General features: G+C 53.1%; 2 tRNA genes and 1 rRNA gene. All 3 read left to right on the forward strand.

What is annotated here, in order from left to right:
- Positions 1-651 precede the first annotated feature (651 nt).
- A 16S ribosomal RNA gene (locus KQ307_RS00650) occupies positions 652-2,137 on the forward strand.
- Positions 2,138-2,341: 204 nt separating this feature from the next.
- Positions 2,342-2,415 (forward strand) — tRNA-Ile (locus KQ307_RS00655).
- Positions 2,416-2,424: 9 nt separating this feature from the next.
- Positions 2,425-2,497 (forward strand) — tRNA-Ala (locus KQ307_RS00660).
- Positions 2,498-3,107 lie beyond the last annotated feature (610 nt).

Below are 3,107 nucleotides of genomic sequence, written 5' to 3' on the forward strand. Positions count from 1 at the left end.
GACGAGAGCTGATGTGATAGGTTATTGGACTGCGCGTGAGCCGGAAGGCAAAGCGCTGCAGGGCTTAGGGCAGAGGGAAGCGGAAGCCCCCGATGCTGTAAGTTTCAGAAGCGGCTGAGAGGCCGCCGAGCCAGAAGCCCCTGAGAGGGGGTGAGTATGGCGCACCTGGACAAAAGAAAAGTTTAGGAACTGACGCTTTTGCTGCGTCATCCTGGTTGCGAGCGAGGCGAGAGGATTGAGAAATCAGGCGTGAGCTTGGTTGATCAACCTGAAAGTCTGTTTGCAGCGAATGGATGACGAGATAGCAGCAGAGGTGTGAGGTCCCGTCAAAAAGAACAAAGCAGATTGATGGATGGAATGTTGAAGGAGAGGCTGTCACGGGTCACGACTTCGATGAAAAGTTCCATGATCATCAAGACTGCGACCGGATCTGAGTGATTTGGAAAGTCGTTGCCATGTCTGTGTGAGCCGCGAGGTGAGCAGAGAGATGAGGAACGCACTCTCGAACCCTTCCACCGGAAGGAGGCCAAGAAGGACAAGCTTGCTGCGAGGCAAGTATTTAGTCTGGAAGGCGGCATTGATTGCGACGAGTTTGTTTTGAATTGAGCGCGAGTTTAAGGCAAAGCGAATAAGTTTAAAGGATCAGTGACTACAACGGAGAGTTTGATCCTGGCTCAGGATGAACGCTGGCGGCGTGCTTAACACATGCAAGTCGAACGGACCTTCGGGTTAGTGGCGGACGGGTGAGTAACGCGTGGGAATCTGCCCTCAGGAGGGGGACAACAGCTGGAAACGGCTGCTAATACCCCATATGCCGAGAGGTGAAATGAAATTCGCCTGAGGATGAGCCCGCGTCTGATTAGCTAGTTGGTGTGGTAAAGGCTCACCAAGGCATCGATCAGTAGCTGGTCTGAGAGGATGATCAGCCACACTGGGACTGAGACACGGCCCAGACTCCTACGGGAGGCAGCAGTGGGGAATTTTCCGCAATGGGCGCAAGCCTGACGGAGCAACGCCGCGTGAGGGACGAAGGCCTCTGGGCTGTAAACCTCTTTTCTCAAGGAAGAAGACATGACGGTACTTGAGGAATAAGCCACGGCTAATTCCGTGCCAGCAGCCGCGGTAATACGGGAGTGGCAAGCGTTATCCGGAATTATTGGGCGTAAAGCGTCCGCAGGCGGCCCAGAAAGTCTGTTGTTAAAAAGTGGAGCTCAACTCCATCCAGGCAATGGAAACTACTGGGCTAGAGTGTGGTAGGGGCAGAGGGAATTCCCGGTGTAGCGGTGAAATGCGTAGATATCGGGAAGAACACCAGTGGCGAAGGCGCTCTGCTGGGCCATAACTGACGCTCATGGACGAAAGCCAGGGGAGCGAAAGGGATTAGATACCCCTGTAGTCCTGGCCGTAAACGATGAACACTAGGTGTCGGGGGAATCGACCCCCTCGGTGTCGTAGCCAACGCGTTAAGTGTTCCGCCTGGGGAGTACGCACGCAAGTGTGAAACTCAAAGGAATTGACGGGGGCCCGCACAAGCGGTGGAGTATGTGGTTTAATTCGATGCAACGCGAAGAACCTTACCAGGGCTTGACATCCTGCGAACCCCTGAGAGATCGGGGGGTGCCTTCGGGAACGCAGTGACAGGTGGTGCATGGCTGTCGTCAGCTCGTGTCGTGAGATGTTGGGTTAAGTCCCGCAACGAGCGCAACCCACGTCTTTAGTTGCCAGCATTCAGTTGGGCACTCTAGAGAGACCGCCGGTGATAAACCGGAGGAAGGTGTGGATGACGTCAAGTCATCATGCCCCTTACGTCCTGGGCTACACACGTACTACAATGCTACGGACAAAGGGCAGCAAACTCGCGAGAGCTAGCAAATCCCATAAACCGTGGCTCAGTTCAGATCGTAGGCTGCAACTCGCCTACGTGAAGGAGGAATCGCTAGTAATCGCAGGTCAGCATACTGCGGTGAATACGTTCCCGGGCCTTGTACACACCGCCCGTCACACCATGGAAGTTGGCCATGCCCGAAGTCGTTACTCCAACCCGTAAGGGAGGAGGACGCCGAAGGTGGGGCTGATGACTGGGGTGAAGTCGTAACAAGGTAGCCGTACCGGAAGGTGCGGCTGGATCACCTCCTAACAGGGAGACAAAACTGACTTTGATGTCTGACCCAATTTTGTGGTGAGGCCAGAGTCCTGTCATCTCGAAGGTCGATCGGTACCTCAAGGGATGAACCAGCAAGAAGGAAGTACTTACCAGCGATGGTGGGGATAAAGATCTGTGTTGGATTCATTTTTTCAGTTCCTAAACTTTGTCTAGGTCTTACCTCACAAGGGTTTTCCTGGGCCATTAGCTCAGGTGGTTAGAGCGCACCCCTGATAAGGGTGAGGTCCCTGGTTCAAGTCCAGGATGGCCCATTCGTGTTTGGGGGTTTAGCTCAGTTGGTAGAGCGCCTGCTTTGCAAGCAGGATGTCAGCGGTTCGAGTCCGCTAACCTCCACTGACCAAACCAGCCGGAACGCGAAGGCGACAGGAAACACTGCTCAGGACTAAGACTAGATCGTCAGCTGCGAATGGACCCCAGCTTCCTTTCAAGTTTTGTGTGATCAGGAGATCAACAGAACGAACGAAAAGACGCTGGGCTCTGATCAGCCTGGTTACTGGAACCAGGCTGAGAGTGCACAGCAGAACCTTGACAACTGCATAGATAAGTCTGAATATAAAGCATCTCATGGATGCTCAATTCAAACGAAATCATTTTAACTGATAGGCTGTATCTGCGAAAGCAGGTATCAGTCTTGAGGATTTTGTGATGAGAATGAATTGAGAGATTCTAGAAGTAAAGCCGAGCTCTGCATGCTTCCTGGCTGCTGCCGAAGCAGTCGGGTTTGATTTTGTTTTTGATGGGCTTGATAGCTCACGATGAAATCTGCTGCTGGAGTCATCCACTGGTTGGATGGTGAAAGTTGGGAGGTTGTAATCAGCCTGGTTTAGGCCAGGAGAGCAGGATAGGCCGATGGAAAGCAAGAGAATCTGCGTACAACCGCAGCAATGGCATGGAGAGAAACATTGGTCAAGCTACAAAGGGCTCACGGTGGATACCTTGGCAC

The organism is Synechococcus sp. CS-1326 (assembly GCF_025128115.1).
Lineage (GTDB): Bacteria > Cyanobacteriota > Cyanobacteriia > PCC-6307 > Cyanobiaceae > Regnicoccus.